General features: G+C 51.8%; 25 protein-coding genes. 14 read left to right on the top strand and 11 right to left on the bottom strand.

Translation table 11 applies throughout. The features are described from left to right. Positions 1-4 precede the first annotated feature (4 nt). The 10 genes from fliJ (at position 5) to rcsA (ending at position 6,829) form a co-directional block, all read left to right on the top strand. The gene (gene fliJ, locus AB182_RS08975; RefSeq protein ID WP_047369779.1) at positions 5-448 is read left to right on the top strand and encodes a flagellar export protein FliJ; all 444 of its coding nucleotides are present in this window, start codon (positions 5-7) and stop codon (positions 446-448) included. Next, the gene (gene fliK / locus AB182_RS08970; protein ID WP_047369778.1) at positions 445-1,728 is read left to right on the top strand and encodes a flagellar hook length control protein FliK; all 1,284 of its coding nucleotides are present in this window, start codon (positions 445-447) and stop codon (positions 1,726-1,728) included. The genes fliJ and fliK overlap by 4 nt, the downstream gene beginning before the upstream one ends. A gap of 104 nt (positions 1,729-1,832) precedes the next feature. Then, positions 1,833-2,312 (top strand): flagellar basal body-associated protein FliL, encoded by a 480-nt coding sequence (fliL, locus tag AB182_RS08965; RefSeq protein ID WP_047369777.1) that lies wholly within the window; start codon positions 1,833-1,835, stop codon positions 2,310-2,312. Positions 2,313-2,316: 4 nt separating this feature from the next. Then, a complete protein-coding gene (gene fliM / locus AB182_RS08960; RefSeq protein ID WP_047369776.1) occupies positions 2,317-3,321 on the top strand; it encodes a flagellar motor switch protein FliM in 1,005 nt (334 codons plus the stop codon). Further along, positions 3,318-3,731 (top strand): flagellar motor switch protein FliN, encoded by a 414-nt coding sequence (fliN, locus tag AB182_RS08955; protein ID WP_047369775.1) that lies wholly within the window; start codon positions 3,318-3,320, stop codon positions 3,729-3,731. Before fliM ends, fliN begins: the two co-directional genes overlap by 4 nt. Positions 3,732-3,739: 8 nt before the next feature. After that, positions 3,740-4,114: a flagellar biosynthetic protein FliO gene (gene fliO / locus AB182_RS08950; RefSeq protein WP_047369774.1), complete on the top strand. Its 375-nt coding sequence runs from the start codon at positions 3,740-3,742 to the stop codon at positions 4,112-4,114. Then, positions 4,114-4,851 (top strand): flagellar type III secretion system pore protein FliP, encoded by a 738-nt coding sequence (gene fliP / locus AB182_RS08945; protein WP_047369773.1) that lies wholly within the window; start codon positions 4,114-4,116, stop codon positions 4,849-4,851. The genes fliO and fliP overlap by 1 nt, the downstream gene beginning before the upstream one ends. 9 nt (positions 4,852-4,860) lie before the next feature. After that, a complete protein-coding gene (gene fliQ / locus AB182_RS08940) occupies positions 4,861-5,130 on the top strand; it encodes a flagellar biosynthesis protein FliQ (protein ID WP_041851836.1) in 270 nt (89 codons plus the stop codon). A gap of 7 nt (positions 5,131-5,137) precedes the next feature. After that, positions 5,138-5,923, top strand: coding sequence for a flagellar biosynthetic protein FliR (fliR, locus tag AB182_RS08935; protein ID WP_047369772.1), 786 nt, complete (start codon positions 5,138-5,140; stop codon positions 5,921-5,923). A 282-nt stretch (positions 5,924-6,205) separates the two neighbouring features. Further along, positions 6,206-6,829: a transcriptional regulator RcsA gene (gene rcsA / locus AB182_RS08930; RefSeq protein WP_041851838.1), complete on the top strand. Its 624-nt coding sequence runs from the start codon at positions 6,206-6,208 to the stop codon at positions 6,827-6,829. Between the two features lie 41 nt (positions 6,830-6,870). Here the strand turns inward: rcsA and dsrB are convergent, their stop codons facing one another. After that, positions 6,871-7,059 (bottom strand): protein DsrB, encoded by a 189-nt coding sequence (dsrB, locus tag AB182_RS08925; protein ID WP_047369771.1) that lies wholly within the window; start codon positions 7,057-7,059, stop codon positions 6,871-6,873. A 128-nt stretch (positions 7,060-7,187) separates the two neighbouring features. Here dsrB and yodD point away from each other — a divergent pair, with 128 nt between their 5' ends. Then, the gene (gene yodD / locus AB182_RS08920) at positions 7,188-7,418 is read left to right on the top strand and encodes a YodD family peroxide/acid resistance protein (RefSeq protein ID WP_047369770.1); all 231 of its coding nucleotides are present in this window, start codon (positions 7,188-7,190) and stop codon (positions 7,416-7,418) included. A 297-nt stretch (positions 7,419-7,715) separates the two neighbouring features. Further along, positions 7,716-8,555 carry a mannosyl-3-phosphoglycerate phosphatase-related protein gene (locus AB182_RS08915; protein ID WP_047369769.1) on the top strand — a complete coding sequence of 280 codons (840 nt, stop codon included), beginning with the start codon at positions 7,716-7,718 and terminating at the stop codon, positions 8,553-8,555. On the opposite strand, the gene dgcQ is transcribed toward AB182_RS08915, so the two are convergent. From dgcQ to AB182_RS08900, 3 genes are all read right to left on the bottom strand, one after another. Next, positions 8,510-10,222: a cellulose biosynthesis regulator diguanylate cyclase DgcQ gene (dgcQ, locus tag AB182_RS08910; RefSeq protein ID WP_047369768.1), complete on the bottom strand. Its 1,713-nt coding sequence runs from the start codon at positions 10,220-10,222 to the stop codon at positions 8,510-8,512. The genes AB182_RS08915 and dgcQ overlap by 46 nt on opposite strands. Before the next feature lie 103 nt (positions 10,223-10,325). Continuing rightward, positions 10,326-10,508, bottom strand: a complete 183-nt coding sequence (locus AB182_RS08905; RefSeq protein WP_047369767.1) for a YodC family protein — start codon at positions 10,506-10,508, stop codon at positions 10,326-10,328. Between the two features lie 79 nt (positions 10,509-10,587). Then, entirely contained in the window at positions 10,588-11,499 is a 912-nt protein-coding gene (locus AB182_RS08900; protein WP_047369766.1) for a DUF808 domain-containing protein, read from the bottom strand. A 192-nt stretch (positions 11,500-11,691) separates the two neighbouring features. Between AB182_RS08900 and yedA the strand changes: the two genes are divergently transcribed. Next, positions 11,692-12,603, top strand: a complete 912-nt coding sequence (gene yedA / locus AB182_RS08895; RefSeq protein ID WP_047369765.1) for a drug/metabolite exporter YedA — start codon at positions 11,692-11,694, stop codon at positions 12,601-12,603. 3 nt (positions 12,604-12,606) lie between these two features. On the opposite strand, the gene AB182_RS08890 is transcribed toward yedA, so the two are convergent. From AB182_RS08890 to drpB, 3 genes are read right to left on the bottom strand one after another with little or no spacing between them, the layout of a single operon-like run. Next, positions 12,607-13,071, bottom strand: a complete 465-nt coding sequence (locus tag AB182_RS08890) for a very short patch repair endonuclease (protein ID WP_047369764.1) — start codon at positions 13,069-13,071, stop codon at positions 12,607-12,609. Between the two features lie 17 nt (positions 13,072-13,088). Beyond that, positions 13,089-13,790: a phosphohydrolase gene (locus AB182_RS08885; RefSeq protein WP_047369763.1), complete on the bottom strand. Its 702-nt coding sequence runs from the start codon at positions 13,788-13,790 to the stop codon at positions 13,089-13,091. Between the two features lie 52 nt (positions 13,791-13,842). Further along, the gene (drpB, locus tag AB182_RS08880; RefSeq protein ID WP_047373242.1) at positions 13,843-14,127 is read right to left on the bottom strand and encodes a cell division protein DrpB; all 285 of its coding nucleotides are present in this window, start codon (positions 14,125-14,127) and stop codon (positions 13,843-13,845) included. Between the two features lie 661 nt (positions 14,128-14,788). Between drpB and AB182_RS08875 the strand changes: the two genes are divergently transcribed. Then, positions 14,789-15,865, top strand: coding sequence for a porin (locus AB182_RS08875; protein ID WP_047369762.1), 1,077 nt, complete (start codon positions 14,789-14,791; stop codon positions 15,863-15,865). 342 nt (positions 15,866-16,207) lie between these two features. On the opposite strand, the gene AB182_RS08870 is transcribed toward AB182_RS08875, so the two are convergent. The 4 genes from AB182_RS08870 to AB182_RS08855 form a co-directional block, all read right to left on the bottom strand. Further along, positions 16,208-16,492 carry a hypothetical protein gene (locus AB182_RS08870; protein WP_047369761.1) on the bottom strand — a complete coding sequence of 95 codons (285 nt, stop codon included), beginning with the start codon at positions 16,490-16,492 and terminating at the stop codon, positions 16,208-16,210. Next, positions 16,492-16,731: a hypothetical protein gene (locus AB182_RS08865; protein ID WP_047369760.1), complete on the bottom strand. Its 240-nt coding sequence runs from the start codon at positions 16,729-16,731 to the stop codon at positions 16,492-16,494. The genes AB182_RS08870 and AB182_RS08865 overlap by 1 nt, the downstream gene beginning before the upstream one ends. 103 nt (positions 16,732-16,834) lie before the next feature. Beyond that, positions 16,835-17,992, bottom strand: coding sequence for a tail fiber domain-containing protein (locus AB182_RS32975; protein ID WP_223883581.1), 1,158 nt, complete (start codon positions 17,990-17,992; stop codon positions 16,835-16,837). 42 nt (positions 17,993-18,034) lie between these two features. Then, on the bottom strand, positions 18,035-22,186 hold the full coding sequence (locus tag AB182_RS08855) for a phage tail tip fiber protein (protein ID WP_082137032.1): 4,152 nt from the start codon (positions 22,184-22,186) through the stop codon (positions 18,035-18,037). Between the last annotated feature and the right edge of the window lie 60 nt (positions 22,187-22,246).

Raw genomic sequence — 22,246 nt, 5'->3', positions numbered from 1 at the left:
GACTATGACGCAAAATAGCGCATTAACGACGCTAAAGGATTTGGCAGAGAAAGAAGTTGACGACGCAGCCCTGAGACTGGGTGAAATGCGCCGCGGTTGCCAGCAAGCGGAAGAGCAGCTAAAGATGCTGATGGATTATCAGCATGAATACCGCAACAACCTGAATAATGATATGAGCCAGGGGATCGGAGCCCAGCGCTGGCAAAACTATCAGCAGTTTATTCAGACGCTGGAAAAAGCCATTGAGCAGCATCGACAGCAACTGATGCAGTGGAATGAAAAAGTCGACACCGCACTGAATTGCTGGCGAGAGAAAAAGCAACGACTGCAGGCATGGCAAACTCTGCAGGAAAGACAAAACGCTGCCGCACTACAGGCGGAAAACCGCCTTGATCAAAAGAAAATGGATGAATTTGCACAACGCGCATCCCAGAGGAAAAATGAATGATCAACTTGCAGAAATTGCTTTCGACAGACGTGGATGCAACCTCCGGTGTGCAAACAGGTGTTGGCAAAACGAGCGGTGATACGGCACAAGATTTTCTTGCCCTGCTGGCAGGCGCCCTTGGCGGAAAAACGCTTACCGGCACCGACGCAGAGGGCAAGACAACCTTTACCCTTGCCGACCTGCAAGCCGCCAGCGGCAAATCGCTGAAAAATCTGCGCGCATTGTCTTCTGACGATGCGCAGAGTCCTGCACAGAAACTGGCAGATTTACTGGCCCGCCAGACAGTCAAAACCGATACTGATACCCTGACCACCGACGGTAAAACCCAGGTACAAGCGCTGTTATCGGGCCTGACGCCGGAAACCAAAAGCGGCGTTCTTGCTGCGCTCGGAAAAACAGAGACGGGCACTGCCACTCACGCGGCCACTGACGATGACAGCAGTGATTTAAGCGAAGAGGAGCTGGCGGGTCTTAGCGCACTGATGGCTATGCTGCCGCATCAGCAAACTGCCCAACTGACGCCGACAAAATCCACCGCTGACGTCGCCACCGCCGCCTCCAGCGCGGTGGGCGCCACAAAACGTAGCGGAGTTGATCTGGCGACCCTCGCAGCCGGTGCGCAAAAAGGCGATAACGCAAATACCGCAGCGCATGGAACGGACCTCTCTGCCGGTGATGATGTCGCCCAACAGCATGCCAGCATTTTTGGCAGCACGCTGGCCCCCGCAGCGAAACAAGATGCGGACAACGCCGCCATGACCATCAACACCACCGCCAGCGTTGCGCCTGTCGTCAGTAATGCATCATCAGCCCAGGCCAGCGCGCCGATCTCTTCTGCCGTTCTGAGCGCACCGTTAGGCAGCCATGAATGGCAACAGACGCTCAGCCAGCACGTCACTATGTTTACCCGACAGGGTCAGCAAAGCGCCGAGTTGCATCTGCACCCGGAAGATCTTGGACAGGTACAAATCTCCCTGAAACTCGATGATAATCTGGCGCAAATTCAGATGGTGTCGCCGCACAGCCACGTTCGTCAGGCGCTGGAGGCTGCACTGCCTACGCTCAGGACATCGCTGGCTGAAAACGGCATCCAGTTGGGTCAAAGCAGCATCAGTAGCGAAAGCTTTGCCGGGCAGCAACAATCTTTTTCTCAACAGCAACACTCTTCACGCAGTGGCGGCGGTAACAATCTGGCAACAGAAGACGATGAGCCGCTGATCGCGCCTGCAAGCCTGCAATCGACGGCGCGTGGTAACGGTGCAGTCGATATCTTTGCCTAAACGCCAGAGGTAGCATGATTATCCCCGTCTTTTCCGCGCTTTGACGCGGACAGGACACGGGATAATCAGACTATGAGCAGTACCTAACAGGAAGCACGTATCAGATGACTGACACCGCTATCAACAAAAAAAAACGTAAGCGTAAAATCTGGATCCCGCTATTGGTGTTAATCACCCTCGCTGCATGCGCGACTGCTGGCTATAGTTACTGGCGTATGCAACAGCATCCGTCTACGGACGCGAAGGCGGAAACAGAAGCTCCGCCGCCGCCTCCGGCACCTGTATTCTTCGCCCTTGATACCTTTACGGTAAACCTGGGCGATGCGGATCGTGTGCTGTACATCGGCATCACGCTGCGTCTGAAAGACGACGTCACGCGTGCCAGACTGAGCGAATATTTGCCAGAAGTTCGTAGCCGTTTGCTGTTGCTGTTCTCACGTCAGGATGCCTCAAAGCTCGCCACTGACGAAGGTAAGCAGCAACTGGCTACAGCGATTAAAGAAGCAATCGCAACACCGTTAGTGGCGGGGCAACCGAAACAAGAAGTCACTGACGTTCTTTATACAGCTTTCATTCTGCGGTAAAGACATGGGCGATAGCATTCTTTCTCAGGCCGAAATCGACGCGCTGCTCAACGGAGACAGCGACACGAGCGATGCTCCGAAGCCAGGTGCAAGCGGCGATAGCGATATTCGTCCCTATGACCCGAATACCCAGCGCCGCGTAGTACGTGAACGTCTGCAGGCGCTGGAGATTATTAATGAACGTTTTGCGCGTCAGTTCCGTATGGGGTTGTTTAACCTGTTGCGTCGTAGCCCGGATATTACCGTTGGCGCGATTCGCATTCAGCCCTATCACGAATTTGCGCGTAACTTGCCGGTTCCGACCAACCTTAACCTTATCCACCTTAAGCCACTGCGCGGTACGGGGTTATTTGTTTTCTCCCCAAGCCTGGTCTTTATTGCGGTAGACAACTTATTTGGTGGTGACGGACGATTCCCGACGAAGGTGGAAGGCCGCGAGTTTACGCATACAGAACAGCGTGTTATTAACCGCATGTTGAAACTGGCGCTTGAGGGCTACAGTGATGCATGGAAAGCTATCCATCCGCTGGACGTTGAATATGTACGTTCAGAGATGCAGGTTAAGTTCACCAATATTACGACCTCACCTAACGACATCGTGGTGAACACGCCGTTCCATGTGGAAATCGGCAACCTGACGGGTGAGTTTAATATTTGTCTGCCATTCAGCATGATAGAGCCGCTGCGTGAAGTGCTGGTCAACCCGCCGCTGGAGAACTCCCGCTCGGAAGATCAGAACTGGCGAGACAACCTGGTGCGCCAGGTTCAGCACTCTGAGCTGGAGCTGATTGCTAATTTTGCTGATATTTCACTGCGGCTGTCGCAGATACTTAAACTCAAGCCCGGCGATGTCCTGCCGATCGAGAAACCCGATCGCATCATTGCGCATGTGGACGGAGTGCCTGTACTCACCAGCCAGTATGGCACGCTAAATGGTCAGTACGCCCTGCGTGTCGAGCATCTGATTAACCCGATTTTGAATTCGCTGAATGAGGAACAGCCCAAATGAGTGATATGAACAATCCGTCCGATGAAAACAGTAGCGCAATGGACGATCTGTGGGCTGACGCGTTGAACGAACAAAAAACCACCACCAGCAAAAGTGCAGCTGACGCTGTCTTCCAACAGCTGGGCGGCGGCGACGTCACGGGTAGCCTGCAGGATATCGATCTGATTATGGATATCCCGGTCAAACTGACCGTAGAGCTTGGCCGTACGCGCATGACCATTAAAGAGCTGCTGCGTCTGACGCAGGGTTCTGTGGTTGCTCTTGACGGTCTGGCCGGTGAGCCGCTGGATATTCTGATCAACGGTTACCTCATTGCGCAAGGCGAAGTTGTGGTTGTTGCGGATAAATACGGCGTACGTATTACCGATATCATTACTCCGTCTGAGCGCATGCGTCGCCTGAGCCGCTGAGGCCGCCAATGAAAACCCAGGCCACGGTTAGCCAGCCGTCAAACGTACCGGGTTCGCCACTGCTGCAAGTCAGTGGCGCGCTGGTGTTGATTCTGGCGATAATTTTTATTGTCGCCTGGCTGGCGAAGCGTCTGGGATTCGCCGGTAAATCTGCGGGTAGCCGCGGACTAAAAGTCAGTGCCACTACCTCCGTAGGGCCACGCGAGCGCGTGGTCATTGTTGAGGTGGAAGATGCGCGCCTGGTCCTGGGCGTTACCCCTTCGCAGATTAATTTACTGCACACGCTTCCTCCGGCCCCCGCCGACAATGAAGACATGAAAGAGAAGACCCCGGACTTTCAGTCCGTGATGAAGAATTTGCTTAAGCGTTCCGGGAGAACCTGATGCGCCGTTTGTTACCTTTCGCGCTGGCCGGATTATGGCTGGCTGCCCCTGCCGCATTTGCTCAACTCCCGGGCCTGGTGAGTCAACCTCTGGCCAACGGCGGACAAAGCTGGTCCCTGCCGGTGCAGACGCTGGTCTTTATCACTTCACTGACCTTCCTGCCTGCCGTACTGCTGATGATGACCAGTTTTACACGTATCATCATCGTGTTTGGTTTGCTGCGTAATGCCCTGGGTACCCCTTCCGCGCCGCCAAACCAGGTTATGCTGGGGCTGGCGTTGTTTTTAACCTTTTTTATTATGTCGCCGGTCATCGATAAGATTTACGCCGACGCTTATCAGCCCTTTAGCGAAAACAAGATTTCTGTCGATGTGGCGCTGGAGCGCGGCGCACAACCGCTGCGTGAGTTTATGCTGCGCCAGACGCGCGAAGCCGACCTCGCCCTCTTCGCCCGCTTATCCAATAGCCCGCCGATTCAGGGGCCGGAAGCCGTCTCAATGCGCATCCTGCTGCCGGCCTATGTGACCAGCGAACTCAAAACGGCCTTCCAGATTGGTTTTACGATATTCATCCCGTTTTTGATTATCGACCTGGTGATCGCCAGCGTCCTGATGGCACTGGGGATGATGATGGTGCCTCCTGCCACTATTGCGCTGCCCTTTAAGTTAATGCTGTTCGTGTTGGTGGATGGCTGGCAACTACTGGTCGGTTCACTGGCGCAGAGTTTCTACAGTTAGGAGTGAAAAATGACACCTGAATCGGTCATGATGATTGGCACCGAGGCGATGAAAGTTGCCCTCGCACTCGCCGCACCGTTGCTCCTGGTCGCCCTGGTGACAGGTCTGATTATCAGCATCCTGCAGGCCGCTACCCAGATTAACGAAATGACCCTCTCATTCATTCCAAAAATCATTGCGGTGTTTGTGACAATCATCATTGCCGGGCCATGGATGCTCAACCTGCTGCTGGATTATATGCGCACGTTATACAGTAACCTGCCCTATATGATTGGGTAAGCCCCGCATGTTTCATGTCACCAGCGATCAATGGCTCCAATGGCTCAGCATGTATTTCTGGCCCTTGTTGCGCATTATGGCGCTGATTATGACGGCTCCGATCCTGAGTGAGCACTCTATCCCCCGACGCGTAAAAATAGGGCTGGGTCTGGTGATCACCTTTATCGTCGCGCCGACGCTGCCCCCGGTCAACGAAACCATGTTTTCCGCGAATGGCTTCTGGCTGGCAATACAACAGCTTCTGATTGGCATAGCGCTTGGTTTTACGATGCAGTTTGCCTTCGCGACCATTCGTTATGCCGGAGAGTTGATTGGTTTACAGATGGGTCTGTCATTCGCGACCTTTGTTGATCCTACCAGCCACCTCAATATGCCTGTGCTCGCCCGCTTCATGGACATGCTGGCGATGCTGCTGTTTTTAGTTCTCAATGGTCATCTGTGGCTGATTAGTATGCTGGTGGACACCTTTCATACGCTGCCGATAGGCGGAGATCCGGTGAACAGTGATGCGTTTATGGCCATCACCCGCTCCGCGAGTATGATTTTCGTTAATGGCGTGATGCTGGCTTTGCCCATCATTACCCTGCTGCTGACCATTAACCTGGCGATGGGTTTATTAAACCGAATGTCTCCACAATTCTCCCTTTTTGTTATCGGTTTCCCGATAACATTAACGGTGGGCATTTTGCTCATGGTGGCCATGATGCCATTAATCGCGCCTTACACCGAACGTGTATTTGGTGAGGTTTTCAATCTATTAGCCGATATAGTCGGCGAACTGCCCAAGAAATAACAACCCACACATTTTATATAGCCTTCCTAAGGAAATTCCTAAAATCAATTTCGGGAATCACTCCCTACGATATACCTGACGCGGGTTAATTGTTTTTAAGGTTCTCACAGAACACAACATTTACTTTACTTTGAGATGATTCCTGGCAAATTATACGTAACTTTACGGGATAGTGGTTTCGCCTGAGGTCGTCCTGCTCATTGTTTTATTACTTTTTTGCCTGGTGGTTCAGGGACCTCTGGCGAGGGTGAATTATCGTTACGCATTGAGTGAGGGTATGCCATGTCAACGATTATTATGGATTTATGCAGTTATACCCGGTTGGGACTAACGGGGTATCTGGCAAGCCGGGGGGTAAAGAAACGAGAAATCAACGATGTAACAACCGTTGATGAGCTCGAATCGGCATGTGTGGCGTTACAACCCACGGTGGTGTTTATTAATGAGGACTGCTTTATTCACGATCCTGTCAGCAGTCAGCATATAAAAGAAATCATTACTCAACACCCCCGGACGTTATTTATTGTATTTATGGCAATAGCTAATATTCACTTTGATGAATATTTGTTAGTCCGCAAGAATTTATTGATCAGTTCCAAGTCGATAAAGCCTGAGTCCCTGGACGATATTTTGGCTGACTATCTTAGTAAAGAGAAAAAGAGTATTGGGCACATTAATTTACCCACGCTATCACTGAGTCGGACGGAATCCAGCATGCTCAAGATGTGGATGTCGGGGCAGGATACCATCCAAATATCCGATCAGATGAATATTAAAGCTAAAACGGTATCTTCCCATAAAGGTAATATTAAAAGGAAAATTAAAACGCATAATAAGCAAGTGATCTATCATGTCGTTCGTCTGACCGACAATGTAACCAGCGGTATCTTTGTGAATATGCGATAAAATTTTGAGGGATCACCCTCCTGAACGGAGGGCGAATGAAATTAATCAATCAGTTCAACAAAAATCCCGTCCGGATGACCTTTTTCATTAAAGAACCAGATACCGAGCGGGTAATCATCAAGTGACACCAGGTACATCGTACCTTCATTGAATTCTTCAATAGCCAGCACGACACCCGGACGGCGCGGACCACCGTCCGTCTTGACCGTAACCCGATCGTTTACCTTCATATCCATCCTCCTGTTTCATTTGTGCCAGTGTAGAACAATTCTCAATAGCTGGCAGCCTCCGGGTGTTTGGCTGACTATTTTTTCTACCGACTATACTGATCAATGGGCCTGACAATGAGGTGAAACGGATGAGTACAGTGAAAGAGTACAGCGACACCGCAAAACGGGACGTCAATGTCGACGTTGACGCCCTGCTGGCAGCAATCAACGAAATATGCGAGAGCGAAATCCATCGGGTTGCTGACGGCGATGGTCAGCGCGTTAGCATCGATGGGCGGGATTACCACACCTGGCGTGAACTGGCAGAGGCGTTCGAGCTTGATATTCACGACTTTAGCGTGACGGAAGTGAATCGCTAAATCGCTAAAAAGAAAAAATCCCGGTCATGGGGTGGCCGGGATAAAACTTGCTCTCGCAAGAAGCACTTGAAAATTCGTTACACCAGGGAATCTGATGTAACTGGAACCATATCCTCAAACTTATTGCATGACAAGATAATATTCCTGGGTTGAATAATTTAGTCGCGCAATATTTACACCGAGTGCACATCCATGAGTGCCCGCGCCATGCCGCTTACCTGCATTCGGTATCGATGTTTCGCTAAGTGGCCTTACGTAAAAATGAGATTTGTCTTACCTGACTGCAAGGAGCAGACCATGCCAACGCTTGACGACCCACTGCTGGTGTTTTCCGATGTTGACGGCACACTCCAGGATAGCCACACCGGCGACTGGCAACCGGCGGCTGAGTGGCTTGCCCGGCTTCGTGAACACCATATTCCTTTGATCCTCTGTAGTAGCAAAACTGCCGCCGAGATGATGGCGGTACAACGCATGCTGGGTCTGGAAGGCCTGCCCTTTATTGCCGAGAACGGCGCTGTTATTCAGCTTGATGAACACTGGCAGGATCACGAAAACTATCCGCGTATCATGACAGGCTCTTCCCACGACGAAATTACAAAAGTTCTCATTGAACTGCGCAGTCGCGATGGCTACAAGTTCACGACCTTTAGCGAAATGGACGAGCACATTCTGGCTGATGTCACCGGTCTTCCACCAGCGCAAGCCGCGCTCGCCCGTTTGCAGGAAGCGTCTGAAACCTTAATCTGGCGGGATAGCGATGAACAGATGCAGATTTTCGACGCCGAACTGGCCCAGCTCGGCTTACGTTTCGTGCAGGGGGCCAGGTTCTGGCATGTCCTTGATGAACGTAGCGGCAAAGACCAGGCAGTGAACTGGTTAATACGCCAGTATCGTCATTATGACGGTACGAGTCATATCACCCTGGGATTAGGGGATGGTCCCAACGATGCGCCGCTGTTGGATAGCGTCAATTTCGCTATTGTGGTGAAAGGGCTGAACCGTGAGGGGATCCGCTTACAATATGATACCCCTGAGCGGGTATACCACTGCGCCCTTGAAGGCGCAGCGGGGTGGCGGGAAGGAATGGATTATGTGTTGGGCAGTGGCGACACGCCGTCCTCGGCGCAAACCTGATTGCGACCGTTATTTTTTGCCTGATATAAACGGCTGTCGGCAACAGACTGGAGATATTCGAAATCATAGTTGCCGCCTTCCTGCGCGCCAGATACGCCGAGGGAGGCGGTAACGCGAATGGTTTTACTCTTTTGAACAAAAATTTCTTTGTCGCTGATACGCTGGCGGATTTTTTCTGCCACCACGGTCGCATCCAGAAGCGTCGCCCCTGGCAGCAGTACACAAAACTCTTCCCCCCCGACTCGCCCGGCCACATCCTGCTCGCGGATCGATTTACCAATCAAGCCCGCAGCATAAGACAACACCAGATCCCCGGCCTGGTGACCAAAGCGATCGTTGACCCGCTTAAAATGGTCAAGGTCAATTTGAATCACCGAGAGCGGGAGATTTTGCGCAGCACACTCCTTTGTCAGCACCCGGGCGCGCTCAAACAACGCGCCGCGATTATTCAGTCGCGTCAATGGGTCATACCAGGCCTGCCATTGCAATGTATGCTGGAGCTGGAACATATTGCTGACCATCTGCCGAATAACGCCCCACGAGAGCAACAGCAGAGTGGTAAACAGGAGCCACAATAAAGCCAGGGCGAGACTGATACTGCCAAAATCACCGCGCAACCCCTCACGCAACGTCTGGATACGCAGCACACTGCCTTCGAAATGTTTGAGTTTTTCCCAGCTCACGAAACGCGTCCCCAGGCGCAAGCCGCCCGCTGTGTCTTTGGCCATTTCCCGTTTCAGCTGCGCCCGTTCCTCACTGGAAAATTGTTGGTTCGCGGTTCCGCGCTCTGCGGTAGTCGTAAGCAAAGCAAACTGCGCATCATACAGTTGGTATTCGCCTCTATCCTGATTCTGTCGCGCTTCAGTCAGTAACGCCTTCATTGATGACACAGGAAAACTCATTGATAGCACGCCATACCAGTTGTTTTCATAATCCAGCGGCACACTGGCGGTCACCAGCGAATCGGCAAGACTCAGTTCGTGCGCTTCGTCACTAAACCAACGTACACCGCGCAGTTTGTTTTCACGCTCACTTTGCCCGCTAAACCAGGGGCTGGTCAGATACTGGTAATACTGCTGAACAATTTCATTATTGTTCCCGACAGGTAATGTGGAGATAAAAAAACCCGCACGGGAGACATAGAGCGCACGACGCGGAAACATAGTGGCACTGGAGGCAAAACGGAACAGATAACCGAGCTCCATTGCGGCAGTCAGTTCATTATGCAATAGCGGGTTATCGCGGCTTAACGAGGCGCTTTGCTCGACAAAATAGTCTGACACACCATATAAAGGCAGCGTCCGGCGGTTATCCAGCACTATTTGCCAGTAAGGCAGCATGCGCTTCTGTTCAAACTCCGCCTGTATGTTACGTAAAACATCGAAAGCGAGCGGCGTTTGTAGCGCAGACTGCATACCGTTGCGGAAAAATAGCAGACGGTCGATACCTACCTGCATCTGCCTGTCCAGCACATTGGCAACATTATCCAGCGCGTTACGCTGACTGACGACATACGCGCCTTTCATCACAATGACTTCACGCCATGTCAGCACCGTAGAACAGACCAGCACAATAACAAAACAGAGATTCACGACCCGGCTGGGAACAAACCAGGTTTTGACAAACGCAAGTCGCGGAGGACTTTTAACGACTTTTTCCTGCCCCACAAAGACTCCCTGAATAAACGCAACGCTGAATGCGTTATGCGATTGCCAACGGCAAATAACTGAAAGAAGAAAAACGCCCGGGCATGCCGGGCGTTTTAGATGGCTATGCCTCTTCGCAAAGCTTTCGTCCTTCACCGGGAAGCAGTTCATCTTCCCGGAAGGCTTCACGTTTTACGACGTAACCGTCATACCAGCGACACTCCACCATCCCGCTGGAATAACCGGTGACAATCATGCACTGCCCACCATTTTTTGCTTTTACTTCATCACTGACCAAAAAGACCATCTTTGCCTCCTGTATCAGGGTGAAACGATTTCACCTTAGACGAAGTTTCAACCTTTTGCGTAGTGGCAAAATCGAGAATTCAGGCATGCGTACCACGCAGTCGTGCAATAAGTTTCACCGCTAATAAGACTATCGCACCGATGATAAAACCCAATACCAGATTAGCCAGCACGGGGAGCAATGCCGCAACGAAGGGATTACTGCCTTGCGCCATGTGTTCAATGGCGTGGTGTAACGGCGCAATACCGTGAACCACAATGCCGCCGCCAACCAGGAACATGGCCAGCGTCCCGACGACCGACAATATTTTCATTAGCCAGGGCGCAATAAATAACAAGCTTTTGCCCAGCGCCTGCGCAAGCGCCGCGCGTTTTTCTGCCAGCCAGTACCCCATATCGTCAAGCTTGACAATAATGCCCACCAGGCCATACACCCCAATCGTGACCAGCACCGCAATTCCGGACAGAATCAGCACCTGATTTAACAGCGGCGCTTCAGCCACAATACCCAGGGTGATAGCGACAATTTCTGCCGACAGAATAAAATCGGTGCGGATTGCGCCTTTAACTTTATCGCGTTCAAATTCGCGCGGATCTTGTGAGGCCATCGCATTCAGCCGCTGTTCGCGCGCTTCCTGCGTTTCTTTATGTTTACGGGCCTCAAGGGTGTGCAATACTTTCTCGACACCTTCAAAACACAAAAACGCCCCGCCAATCATTAATAACGGCGTAACGGCCCAGGGGATAAAAGCGCTGATCAATAGCGCCAGCGGCACCAGAATCACTTTATTGAGCAGTGACCCTTTTGCGACGCTCCAGACGACGGGTAATTCGCGGTTTGCGCGTACGCCGGTGACCTGCTGGGCATTGAGGGAGAGGTCGTCACCCAGTACGCCAGCGGTCTTTTTTGCCGCCAGTTTACCCATCACCGAAATGTCATCCAGCAATGTAGCGATGTCATCGAGTAAAGTTAATAAGCTACTTCCTGCCAAAATGGTCTTCCTTATTGATTATCTGCGATTTTTTGCCTGTTGATTCTCTAAGTATGATGTAAAAAAGCCACAGCGAAAATCCTCAAGCGTAAGACAACAAAAATTTAACAGATAAAATACAATTAACCACTCGCCAGGGCGATAGTTTTGGCGTTTACTATATGCCTCCTTTTTATTTTGCTGTGAGTGAGTATGCATTTCAGGCAAGTTCTACCGCTTATTGGTGCACTTTTTGCGCTGTATATCATTTGGGGTTCCACGTACTTTGTTATTCGCATCGGGGTTGAAAGCTGGCCACCGTTTATGATGGCTGGCGTACGTTTCCTTTCTGCCAGCATTTTACTCATGGCATTCTTGCTTATTACGGGCCATAAACTCCCCCGGCTGCGTCCTTTGCTTAATGCGGCGCTGATTGGCGTGTTATTACTTGCCGTCGGTAACGGTTTTGTGACCGTTGCGGAACATCAGAACGTCCCTTCCGGCATCGCTGCCGTCGTCGTAGCGACCGTTCCGCTCTTTACGCTCTGCTTTAGCCATTTTTTTGGTATTCAGACCCGCAAATTAGAATGGATGGGGATTGCTATTGGCCTTGCGGGTATCATCCTGCTTAATAGCGGCGGCAACCTGAGCGGTAATCCCTGGGGTGCGCTGATGATCCTCGTCGGCTCGCTGAGCTGGGCATTCGGTTCCGTCTACGGTTCACGTATTGAATTACCCACCGGCATGATGGCTGGCGCAATCGAAATGCTGGCAGCAGGCCTCGTCTTGTTGACCGCCTCCGTACTCAGCGGCGAGAGGATGACCACACTACCGACGGTGCAGGGCTTTATGGCGGTCGGCTATCTGGCCATCTTCGGTTCTGTGATTGCCATCAATGCCTATATGTACCTGATACGCAATGTCAGCCCGGCTATCGCCACCAGCTATGCCTACGTTAACCCGGTTGTGGCCGTTTTGCTTGGTACCGGTTTTGGCGGCGAACACCTTTCCAGCATCGAGTGGCTCGCGCTCGGAATTATCATTATGGCTGTCGTACTGGTGACGCTGGGGAAATACCTTCTCCCTGCCCGACCCGTGATTAGCCCTTGTGAAGCGGAAAAGTAACGTTCATTGATGAATGCCCAGTGTGTCGATCTGCGCGGCGTCACCGCCCCCGCAGATCCACTCCTCGAGCCGCTCGGCCAGTGCATCGTCCGTTAATTTAAGCCGCCCGCGTAGCGCACATTCCCAGACAATGAGTACGCGCCACCCCTGCTCTCGCAGCAATGCGCTATCGCGGTTGTCACGCACGACATTTTTACCTATTTTTTCCAGCCAGAATTCAGTACGCGTCGCGGGCACTTTAAATAAATAGCACTCGTGGCGATGCCAGAAACAGCCGTGGGTAAAGATGACGGCGCGATATTCATCCAGCACAAAATCAGGGCGTCCAGGTAACGCAGCATCCTGGACACGGAATGTCAGGCCAAGCATCTCCAGCAGCGAAGCAAGCCGTTTTTCGATTGCCGTGTCACGGGTGGCAATGGCACGCATGTTTTTGCTGCGCGTCGCTTTATCGTGGACATCTGCCATGTGCTTCCCTCGTTTTATCAGCCTGGTTTATGATGACCAAAACGATGCAAGACATCGTTATCCAGCCCGTGGTAATCACCCTGTAATTCAGCGCTGATTTTTGCCATAAACTGCACCAGATAATCGGCATTATGCTGCGCCAGCGCTCTCCCCTTTTCCGTCTGCATGGTGGCGGGCAGCGTCAGCAGCTTGGTACGAAAATGGTCAAGCGCAAAACGTTTATCGTTGAGTTCACGCTCGTCGGCAAAGGGATCGCGACTATCAAATAAGGCGACACCCAGCGAACCGGCAACCGCAAAAACGCGTGCCAGCCCAATGGCGCCTAGCGCTTCAAGTCTGTCGGCATCCTGAACAATTTTCGCCTCCGGCGTTTGTGGCGCGATCCCGGCGCTGTAGCTGTGCGCCTCAATAGCGTGACGCACCGCAGGGTAGCGTTCTTCCGGGAAATGCGGAAAATCCGCGCGCAGAATAGCTACCGTTTTTTCCGCCGCCATACGCGAGGCTAAGGACCGCCGGGGATCATTTTTTGCCAGGCTTACGATATCGTGAAAATAACAGGCCGTCAGAACCACCAGCGCGTCCACTTCCTGCCCCTCCATAAGATGCTGCGCGGTACGCCAGACCCGGCGAAAATGGGCGACATCGTGGGCGGCATCCGTCTGGCTATAATGTTGTCCGACCCATGTGTCGAAACACTGCTGCCAGTCAGTTAATGTCATGGTCACTCCATCCAGGGAAAACCGTAACCATAGCATCATTTTATTTCATTGCTTATGCGTTCGTCCCACGAGGGCGGGTATACCATGCAATCCCACCCAATATGAGCCCTACTGTGCCGAAAGTCAGGAGGCTGAGTAATGCCAGTATCCATTGGCCCGGTTCAGCATCGGACAACACCCTCGCCGGTATTGCAGCGGTACGATTGGCAGTCCAGACAATCTGCGCAAGGCTCCAGATAAAATGCAGGCAAAACAACCAGAAAGCCCATATGGCCAATTTCCCCCCGGGGCCGCGTATCTTTTTTTCTGGATCCTCATCTTTCCTGGCGCTCTTCATCATCACTGCAACAACACTATATAATTTCACCATAAATGTGATGCACATCACAATACACTGGTCTTCGGGGTTTTTCAAAAGTGTTTATCCAGTCAGACTCAACAAAAAGAGCATAAATTGATCTTGCGCAACTGACCTTTTTTGCGTTGTTTTTCACCGCAATCATTCAACCTGAAAATAATTAAGATGCATTTAGCCTGTTTCATATATAGAAAAGAGTCATATAAATTGACGGTATATTTATCTTAGATTCTGTGGCACTATTTCACGACTATCAGTATTGAGTTACTTCTGAGTTATTCATCATTCTTTTCCGCACTATTTCGCCTGGGGATCTCTCAGGCTTTTTTTCACCTTTTATGTTCGCCACGAAAATATAAACCACTCAAAGATAAGCACATCAAATAAAATGCGTTAAAACTATATACCCAAGAGAATCATACACAATAAAAATACAATAAAATCAACTAAATAAATGCTTCACTATTTTAAAATTCATAATCTAAATACCATCCCAAATAGAAACATTTTGCAATATTTTAAATAATTTACTTACATTTTTGACGTAAAAATTAATGAACTTAATAGAATAGTATTCAGTTTGTAATTTCGGATGAAATTGCAATTATTCATATAAATTATGATCTCAAGGGAATAGATTATGAAAAGAAAAGTACTGGCAATCGTAGTGCCCGCATTATTAGCTGCGGGTGCAGCAAATGCGGCAGAAATTTATAATAAGAATGGTAATAAAGTCGATTTCTACGGAAAAATGGTCGGCGAGCGTGGCTGGACCAATACCGATAACCACAACAGCGAAAACGAAGATTCCTCTTACGCGCGTATCGGCGTTAAAGGCGAAACCCAGATCCACAGCGAGCTGACCGGTTTCGGTCAGTTTGAATACAACATGGACGCCAGCAAACCAGAAGGCGGCCAGGAGTCAAAAACGCGTCTGGCCTTCGCGGGCCTGAAATTCGGCAACTACGGTTCATTTGATTATGGGCGTAACTACGGCGTGGCCTATGACGTTGCGGCATACACCGATATGCTGGTCGGCTGGGGTGGCGATTCCTGGGCTGCTTCCGATAACTTTATGACCGGTCGTACCAACGGTGTCGCCACTTACCGCGTCACCGACTTCTTTGGTGAAGTGGATGGGCTGAACCTGGCGCTGCAATATCAAGGCAAAAACAGCAACCGCGATGTTAAGAAACAGAATGGCGACGGCTACAGCATGTCCGCCTCTTATGAATTCGACGGCTTTGGCTTTGCTGCAACCTACGGCAAATCTGACCGTACCGATGAACAGTCCGCCGACCGCAAAGGCGATAACGCCGAAGTCTGGTCCATCGCGGCAAAATACGATGCAAACAATGTTTATGCTGCCATGATGTACGGTGAAACCCGCAATATGACGGTAGAAAACGACAGTCAGTTTGCCAATAAAACGCACAACTTCGAAGCCGTTGTACAATACCAGTTCGACTTTGGCCTGCGCCCGTCTCTGGGTTACGTCTACTCTAAAGGCGAAGACCTGAGCCGTCGTGGTAGTTTCAAAGGTGGTGATGCCGCTCGCGTAAACTACATCGAGCTTGGCACCTGGTATTACTTCAACAAAAACATGAACGTTTATGCGGCCTATCAGTTTAATCTGCTGAACGACACACACTATGTGAAATCAACAGGCACTGATAAAGACGATAAATTCCTGATGGGTATCGTTTACCAGTTCTAATCGTACTTTTCCTTCAAGGCCCGCTGCAAGCGGGCTTTTTTGTGGCAAAAGCACAGGCCTGCCGCAAAATAAAGCGTGTAATGATAAAATTTACTGGAGTAATGAGAAAAACATCTGTGACGAGAGTCGTTGAAAGCAAGGCGCGTAACTGATTGAATAATGGCGGAGAGAGGGGGATTTGAACCCCCGGTAGAGTTGCCCCTACTACGGTTTTCGAGACCGATTCAATTCCCCCTTAAATCAATCGCTTATTAATCATGCATGGTATAAACGCGACATTTTGTAGTCAACTAAATCAATTAATTATGAACTTATCGACACTTCATATACCAACCCTTTAACTCACATAAACGGGCACTCATCCTCCCCGGCCCGGTTTACGAAATTAGTCACCCGGCCAAGCACAATAATATCCTCCAGTGCTTCGCCTTCAATCGCTTCGCCGTCTTCTGTAATAAACGCCTGCCCCATCAGTTTCGCAAACTGCGTAGCGCCATAGAGAGAGATCACCACTAAGCATCCCTGCTCCAGTTTTCCGGGGTTGGCCTCAACGACTGCGTAGCCGGTTGCTGTAGGCATCAGCCCCGTGGTGGCGCTAACGCCGCAAATCGCATCGAGTGTTTGCATTAGCGGACAATCCCCATATTGCGTAGCAACCAGAGACGGTTTTCACTGAAATCTGGCGTTTTATCGACGAAGCTGGGCTGGTTCAGTTCGATCCATCTGTTGGCGTCCTGCTCTGTGAAGTGATGGTTGTGCTTGCGTAACTCGCGAATAAAATCGCCTGTGCGCAAGCACATATACCCTTTAGGATTAAGTTGAATGGCGTCACGGAACGCGACAAAAACATCGTTTCTGCGGGGCATAGTCACCTCCTGAAAATACTGTATATGAATACAGTAGTTTTTAATGGCGGCCAGATCAACCCCGCTAATGACTATCAATTTTTTGCACAGAGTAAGGGCTTGATTACTCTGCCACCGGCTCGTTAGTTTTACCGGATTCCAGTTCAGCAACGCGCGCCGTCAGTGCGTCAATCTGCGCCATCAGAGCCAGAATAGCCTCATGATGTAGCGCTGCCGCAACGCCGTACGAGTCCGGAGACAATGCATTCTTCACCACGCTACCGTTCGGCAGGGTCACATCATGAGTCTCAACAACTGCATCCGGGAATGCCCGCTGTACATCCTGAGCTGTCAGGCCTATTCCGTAACTGCCGTTGGTTTTCCAGTGCCAGGACTGTCCACGCATGAGCCGCATTTTCCCGAGTGGGTCGACGATTGGCCCATCCAGGTCTTTGAGTCGTTCGTCACATGTAGGAGTCCAGGCTACGCCAGTTGCCACACCAGAGTTAGAGAAAACCCAGTAGGCCGGGTTTCCTCCGTAGGCCAGTTGAATGATGCCGCGCGCACCACTCCCCTCGACAACCTGCGGATACAGCGAAAAATCTATCCCGGCATAGACACCGCTACTGAATCGAGACCCTACGTATTCTGCGTTGGTTGTTGTGCCGGTGGCAGGTGTGGTAGCTGGTGACGCCCCACCCGCCTTTACCGACCCGGAGATAGTCCCGCCGGACTTCCCGTTTATTGTGTCCAGACGGGCATCATTACCCTGGCAAAACGATCCGCCTACTGAGCCGAACGGGGTTTTTGAACCCGTCCCGCCCTGCGCAATTGACAGCGCAGTGGTTAACCCGCTCAGGCTGGTGATATCGCTGTTAGCCCCTTTTTTTGCCAGTGATTTCTGGCCGGAAACTGTTACGGCCACACCGTTAATCGTGATAGTGACGTCACCAGACCCGTTCATCACGTCGGCGAAGCCGCTCATATTCCGCTGATACAGCGTCAGCGTTTCAGCAATATTCTGCGCCAGTCCATCAACACTCAGCGAATCACTCAGCAGGATGGCATAAGCAGTACCGGCTGCAATTGCCGGGTTTGCCGCTGGCGTTACGGTGAGCTGGGTTGCGCTGTTGATGGCCGTTATCTGGAACACCTGTGGCGGTGTAGTCAGGGAAATCAACGAGCACCCACCCCGGATGAGCGAACCTGCCGCTGTAAAATTTGTGCCAGTACCCGTCAGGGTATTGCCGCTGATCGCAATTGTGCCTGTTGTGTAAATCATATTTTCTCCACGCAATAAAAAACCCGCCGAAGCGGGTTGAAATCAGGATTGGGTGAACGAACCGGAACCCCTGGATACGTGTATTGTCGGGGAATAAATACCAACGTTCGCATGGTATGTCGAATTATCACTGCGCATCTGAATCGAACAATTCACCGTCTGTCCGGTCACGCGGGCGCTGTGCATCACCGTGGCGTACGTAGGACGCGATCTGTCAGTATTTGGTGGGGTATAAACGTCAATGGTTCTGCTCGACCCACCAATGGTGAGAATCGCCGTCCCTTTTGTCTGAGTAATCCCTGCACCGGCCTCTGTCGCAGAAATCTGAACTTTCACCAGCGCCATTATCACTACATGTTTTTCACCAGGCAGGTTACCGGAATCGGTGTATACAAAATTTCGGGTGACATTATCTCCCTCAATATCACTAAACGTCTGCCCCACAGCCACATCACCGATAAATGATTCAGCCTGGACGGTGCCTCTAAACGTCCCGCTGGTCGCGGTTATTTTCCCGGTAAATTCCCCGTTCCCACGAACCGTTACGTTGTTGAGTTCAGCGTTGCCACTTTTTGGCAGATTCCACCCGGCGCCACCTGGACCAGAAACGAAATTATCAGACTTCAATGAATCGGTGATTTTCCCGAACTGAATGCTGGCATCACGGAAAAATGCATCGTTAATGAAAGTCTGTCCGTTCTGAATAACAAACGGCAGCGTGACGGCTGAACCAGCCTGAGACATAACAGCGAAGCGGTCAGCAAGGAAAATAACCTGTGACTGCATGCCTGAAGGAGTATTTTGTACACCCAGCCCCATCCCTGCCGCGTACTGCACACCGTTGGCATCCACGCCGACTTTAATCGAATACATCGCGTTCAGGTTGCCGTTGATATCTGCTACAGCCTGGGCGTTCGTGGTAATTGCCGCAGCCTGGCCGTTTACCGTGACGCTCAGTGAGTTGATTTTCGTTGCAGAGGTCTGCGTAAAATCAGACATTGTTTTCGCAAAATCAGTGATATTGGCATTGCCGCCAGCCGTGGCATCCAGGGTTTTCAGCGACTCCGCAACAGCTTTGCTCGCGTCCACCATCACATTATCAACGCGCTGGATACCGGCACTGCTCGCACCGTACTGAACACTGAGCGTCATTCGGGTGTTGACCTGCGCCAGCGTCTCCTGAATCAGCGCCACCGCCGTGTTTTGCACCCCGCCAGCCGCGTTAGCCGTTTTCCCTGACAGTTCGTCGAACCGGGATGCAGTAGCGCTGTCGAGGGTAGACACAGCCTGTGTGAGCTGGGTTACGTCAGCGGTATTGTCCTCCGTCTGAGCCGTCAGCGTATCAACCGCCGTGGCGCGGGCCTGAGTCTCATCGGCGAGCGCCTGCGTGAGCTGCGTTACCTGTGCCGCGTTCTGGTCGGTTTTTGCCTCCAGGCGCGTCACGTCGGTAACGCGGGCCTGTGTTTCAGTGGCAATCACCTCCCGCAGTTGCGTGAATGTCGCCGAGTTTGCGCCGTTCTGCGCCGTCTGTCTTACGACAACATCAGCGATGGCCAGTGCATTACCAATGATGGCCTCTGCCGCCTGCCGGTTCGCGCCCACTGCCGCCGCCAGTTGGTCAGCGTTTTGGGTAATTGCCGTGGCGAGGTCAGCTACGGTCTTGCTCGTTTCCACGGCATTTTCGATAATGTCTTTAAACAGTGCCGAGTCTTTTATTTCCTCCAGAATAGCGTCTGTAATATCTGATACATCAACACTGGCCTGCCCTCTCCCCCAGTCGGTGTAACCTGACTCGTTACCGGACCTGTCCACCAGTTGTGCGCGATACCAGAAAATCTGGCCCGCCCTTAACCCCATCTGCTGATATTTGCGCAGCGGATACGGCACGTCCGCCAGCAAAACCGCATCATCAGCAGTCCCTGTGGCACTGTACTGAATTTCCGTTTTCAGCGTATCGCCCGTGTTGGCCGGAAAGTCCCAGTTAATCTCGATACCCAAAACAACGTTATCTGAGGCGGTCAGCCCGACAGGTTTCGGCGGGTTTCCCGTTTTCCCGGTCAGTATCGTTTCGGTTGAATAGCCCCAGCCCGATGAGATTTCCGAGGCGTTGACAGCCCGCACACGAGCCAGGTAACGGCCTGCGAAAATCGACGGGACATCGAACGATGCCACAGAGCTGCGCGGAACGTTTACCCAGTTGCCGTCATTACGTCGCCACTGGGCTTCGTAGGCGATAGCGTTAGGGGTGGCATCCCAGCTCACGCGCATTGTTTCCAGGCTGATGCCCTGATTCACGACAGAGAAACTGCTGATAACGACATTCGATGGTGCTGCCTGAGTACCCGGCGGAATAACACTGACGGGGCGCTGGTCGATAATGGCCCCGGTATCGATGCGGGCGTATTTATCCGGGTCGTGTTCAGCACCGACAATGGTCAATGTGCCGTCGTTATTATCCGTGACACTGACAACGCGATATTGCTGGGCGTAAAGTGAATCCGACTCAACCACCCAGACACTCTCCGCTTCCGGCGTCTCTCCGTAGGCAACCGTCACGGTAACCACATTGTCATTCACAGCCTGAATAGTTCTGCTCTGTGACGCGCCGGAGGGCAGGTTAAGCTGAAGACGATCTCCGGCGACAGCATCCGGTTTTCTGTCCAGCGTGATCACCCGACCATTTACCGCGCGGATTCGACCGCCGGTCACTTTCCCCGACAGATTTTCATCTGCCACGCTAATGATATAACCCGGCTGCGGAATGCGACCATCCAGCCCGACGTTAAACGTAATGACGCGGGCTTTGTTATTGGTCAGAATGCCCCAGCGTCCCTTGCGGTTCGCCTCAGACTGCCGGGTACAACCGATAGCTGTAAGCTCTAACTGGTTAAAAACTTTATACCGGCTGATTAATGCGGGCTCGAAAACTGGCTCCATTGCGTCGGCGTAACCGTTCGCAGGGTCGGAGTAAGAAACCAGTGCATTGGTGTAACGCGTTTTTGTTGTACTGCTGGAGTAAACGGGTTTACCCGCCATGCTGGCCAGCGTGTAGCTGTAGTCAACGTCGCGGGGCATATCCGCCAGGACCATAATCTGGTTATTCCCCCAGTAGGTCATGCCCCGGAAAATGGCCGCAAAATCCCTCAGTACAGTGTACGCATCGTTGCGGTCCTGCAAATAGACGTTACAGGTGTAACGTGGCTCCAGCCCGTCCCCCCCCTTCCCGTCCGGCACCATCTGGTCACAATACTGAGCAATCTGGTACAGCGACCATTTATCGATATTTGCCGCCGTCAGACGGTCGCCCAGTCCAAACCGATCACTCACAACGATATCGTAAAATATCCATGCCGGATTATCTGTCCACGCCCATTTGAATCCGCCCTCCCACGTCCCGGAATACTCACGCGTAACCGGATCATAATTATCAGGAACGCGGATGACGCGCATTTGTGGTTCGCAGGCAATCTGCGGGATAGAGCCGTTGAACTGACTGGAATCGAACTCGATATACAGCAACGCGGTATTCGGGTAACGCAATTTTGCATCAATGACGGTTGTGTAACTCTCCAGCGTCATCCTGTCGCCAGTTTTCGCGCTATGCGCATCGGCGGTTTTCTTGCGCAGACGTACTGTCCAGGTGGATGCGCCCGGGGGTAAATTAATCCTGTGGCTGCGCTCATAACCGGATGTGTTGATGCCCGACACGGAGGTTTCGAGCACTGGCGTAAATGCACCTCCATCCACCTGCAAATCTATCGCGTAATCAATCTGGTAGCCGACCACATCCCCGTCATCCTCCTGCCGGAAAATGGATGGCCATTTGATACGCAGGCGCACTGCCGAAAGCTGGGAATTTGTCAGTGTGCGGGTCCACGGCGAAACGCTGGACACCTCAATACTGTTCAGGCTGATTTCATTCTCAGTGCCCGGCAGACCCTGAATATACGACTGATGCTGTGTGCCGGGGCGGAATTCCCACGCAACCCCGCTGAAATTTGACGAGCCGTCAGCATTGAGCAGCGGTGTGCCATCCAGAAAAATAGACTGTCCCGTGAGTCCCCCTGCGAATTCCCCCTCACCCAGGGCCAGCAGGATTTTTGCTTTTGCGACAGACAGCAGGTCTGCGGGCTGTTCCGTGGGCGTGCGTGCACTGGAGTCGCCGCCTTTGCGCCCGTGAATTGTTTTTGTCATATTGCGCCCATAAAAAAACCGCCCGGCGGCGGTTATTAAACTGAGGAAATTCGGGGGTTA

Source organism: Phytobacter ursingii (assembly GCF_001022135.1).
In the GTDB taxonomy this organism is placed as follows: Bacteria; Pseudomonadota; Gammaproteobacteria; order Enterobacterales; family Enterobacteriaceae; genus Phytobacter; species Phytobacter ursingii.
This window is presented reverse-complemented; position numbering and strand designations above follow the sequence as displayed.

Coding starts and splice junctions, on each gene's coding strand:
- fliJ (WP_047369779.1), top strand. CDS start 5: ATGACGCAAAATAGCGCATTAACGACGCTAAAGGATTTGGCAGAGAAA.
- fliK (WP_047369778.1), top strand. CDS start 445: ATGATCAACTTGCAGAAATTGCTTTCGACAGACGTGGATGCAACCTCC.
- fliL (WP_047369777.1), top strand. CDS start 1,833: ATGACTGACACCGCTATCAACAAAAAAAAACGTAAGCGTAAAATCTGG.
- fliM (WP_047369776.1), top strand. CDS start 2,317: ATGGGCGATAGCATTCTTTCTCAGGCCGAAATCGACGCGCTGCTCAAC.
- fliN (WP_047369775.1), top strand. CDS start 3,318: ATGAGTGATATGAACAATCCGTCCGATGAAAACAGTAGCGCAATGGAC.
- fliO (WP_047369774.1), top strand. CDS start 3,740: ATGAAAACCCAGGCCACGGTTAGCCAGCCGTCAAACGTACCGGGTTCG.
- fliP (WP_047369773.1), top strand. CDS start 4,114: ATGCGCCGTTTGTTACCTTTCGCGCTGGCCGGATTATGGCTGGCTGCC.
- fliQ (WP_041851836.1), top strand. CDS start 4,861: ATGACACCTGAATCGGTCATGATGATTGGCACCGAGGCGATGAAAGTT.
- fliR (WP_047369772.1), top strand. CDS start 5,138: ATGTTTCATGTCACCAGCGATCAATGGCTCCAATGGCTCAGCATGTAT.
- rcsA (WP_041851838.1), top strand. CDS start 6,206: ATGTCAACGATTATTATGGATTTATGCAGTTATACCCGGTTGGGACTA.
- dsrB (WP_047369771.1), bottom strand. CDS start 7,059: ATGAAGGTAAACGATCGGGTTACGGTCAAGACGGACGGTGGTCCGCGC.
- yodD (WP_047369770.1), top strand. CDS start 7,188: ATGAGTACAGTGAAAGAGTACAGCGACACCGCAAAACGGGACGTCAAT.
- AB182_RS08915 (WP_047369769.1), top strand. CDS start 7,716: ATGCCAACGCTTGACGACCCACTGCTGGTGTTTTCCGATGTTGACGGC.
- AB182_RS08905 (WP_047369767.1), bottom strand. CDS start 10,508: ATGGTCTTTTTGGTCAGTGATGAAGTAAAAGCAAAAAATGGTGGGCAG.
- yedA (WP_047369765.1), top strand. CDS start 11,692: ATGCATTTCAGGCAAGTTCTACCGCTTATTGGTGCACTTTTTGCGCTG.
- AB182_RS08890 (WP_047369764.1), bottom strand. CDS start 13,071: ATGGCAGATGTCCACGATAAAGCGACGCGCAGCAAAAACATGCGTGCC.
- AB182_RS08885 (WP_047369763.1), bottom strand. CDS start 13,790: ATGACATTAACTGACTGGCAGCAGTGTTTCGACACATGGGTCGGACAA.
- drpB (WP_047373242.1), bottom strand. CDS start 14,127: ATGAAGAGCGCCAGGAAAGATGAGGATCCAGAAAAAAAGATACGCGGC.
- AB182_RS08875 (WP_047369762.1), top strand. CDS start 14,789: ATGAAAAGAAAAGTACTGGCAATCGTAGTGCCCGCATTATTAGCTGCG.
- AB182_RS08870 (WP_047369761.1), bottom strand. CDS start 16,492: ATGCAAACACTCGATGCGATTTGCGGCGTTAGCGCCACCACGGGGCTG.
- AB182_RS08865 (WP_047369760.1), bottom strand. CDS start 16,731: ATGCCCCGCAGAAACGATGTTTTTGTCGCGTTCCGTGACGCCATTCAA.
- AB182_RS32975 (WP_223883581.1), bottom strand. CDS start 17,992: ATGATTTACACAACAGGCACAATTGCGATCAGCGGCAATACCCTGACG.
- AB182_RS08855 (WP_082137032.1), bottom strand. CDS start 22,186: ATGACAAAAACAATTCACGGGCGCAAAGGCGGCGACTCCAGTGCACGC.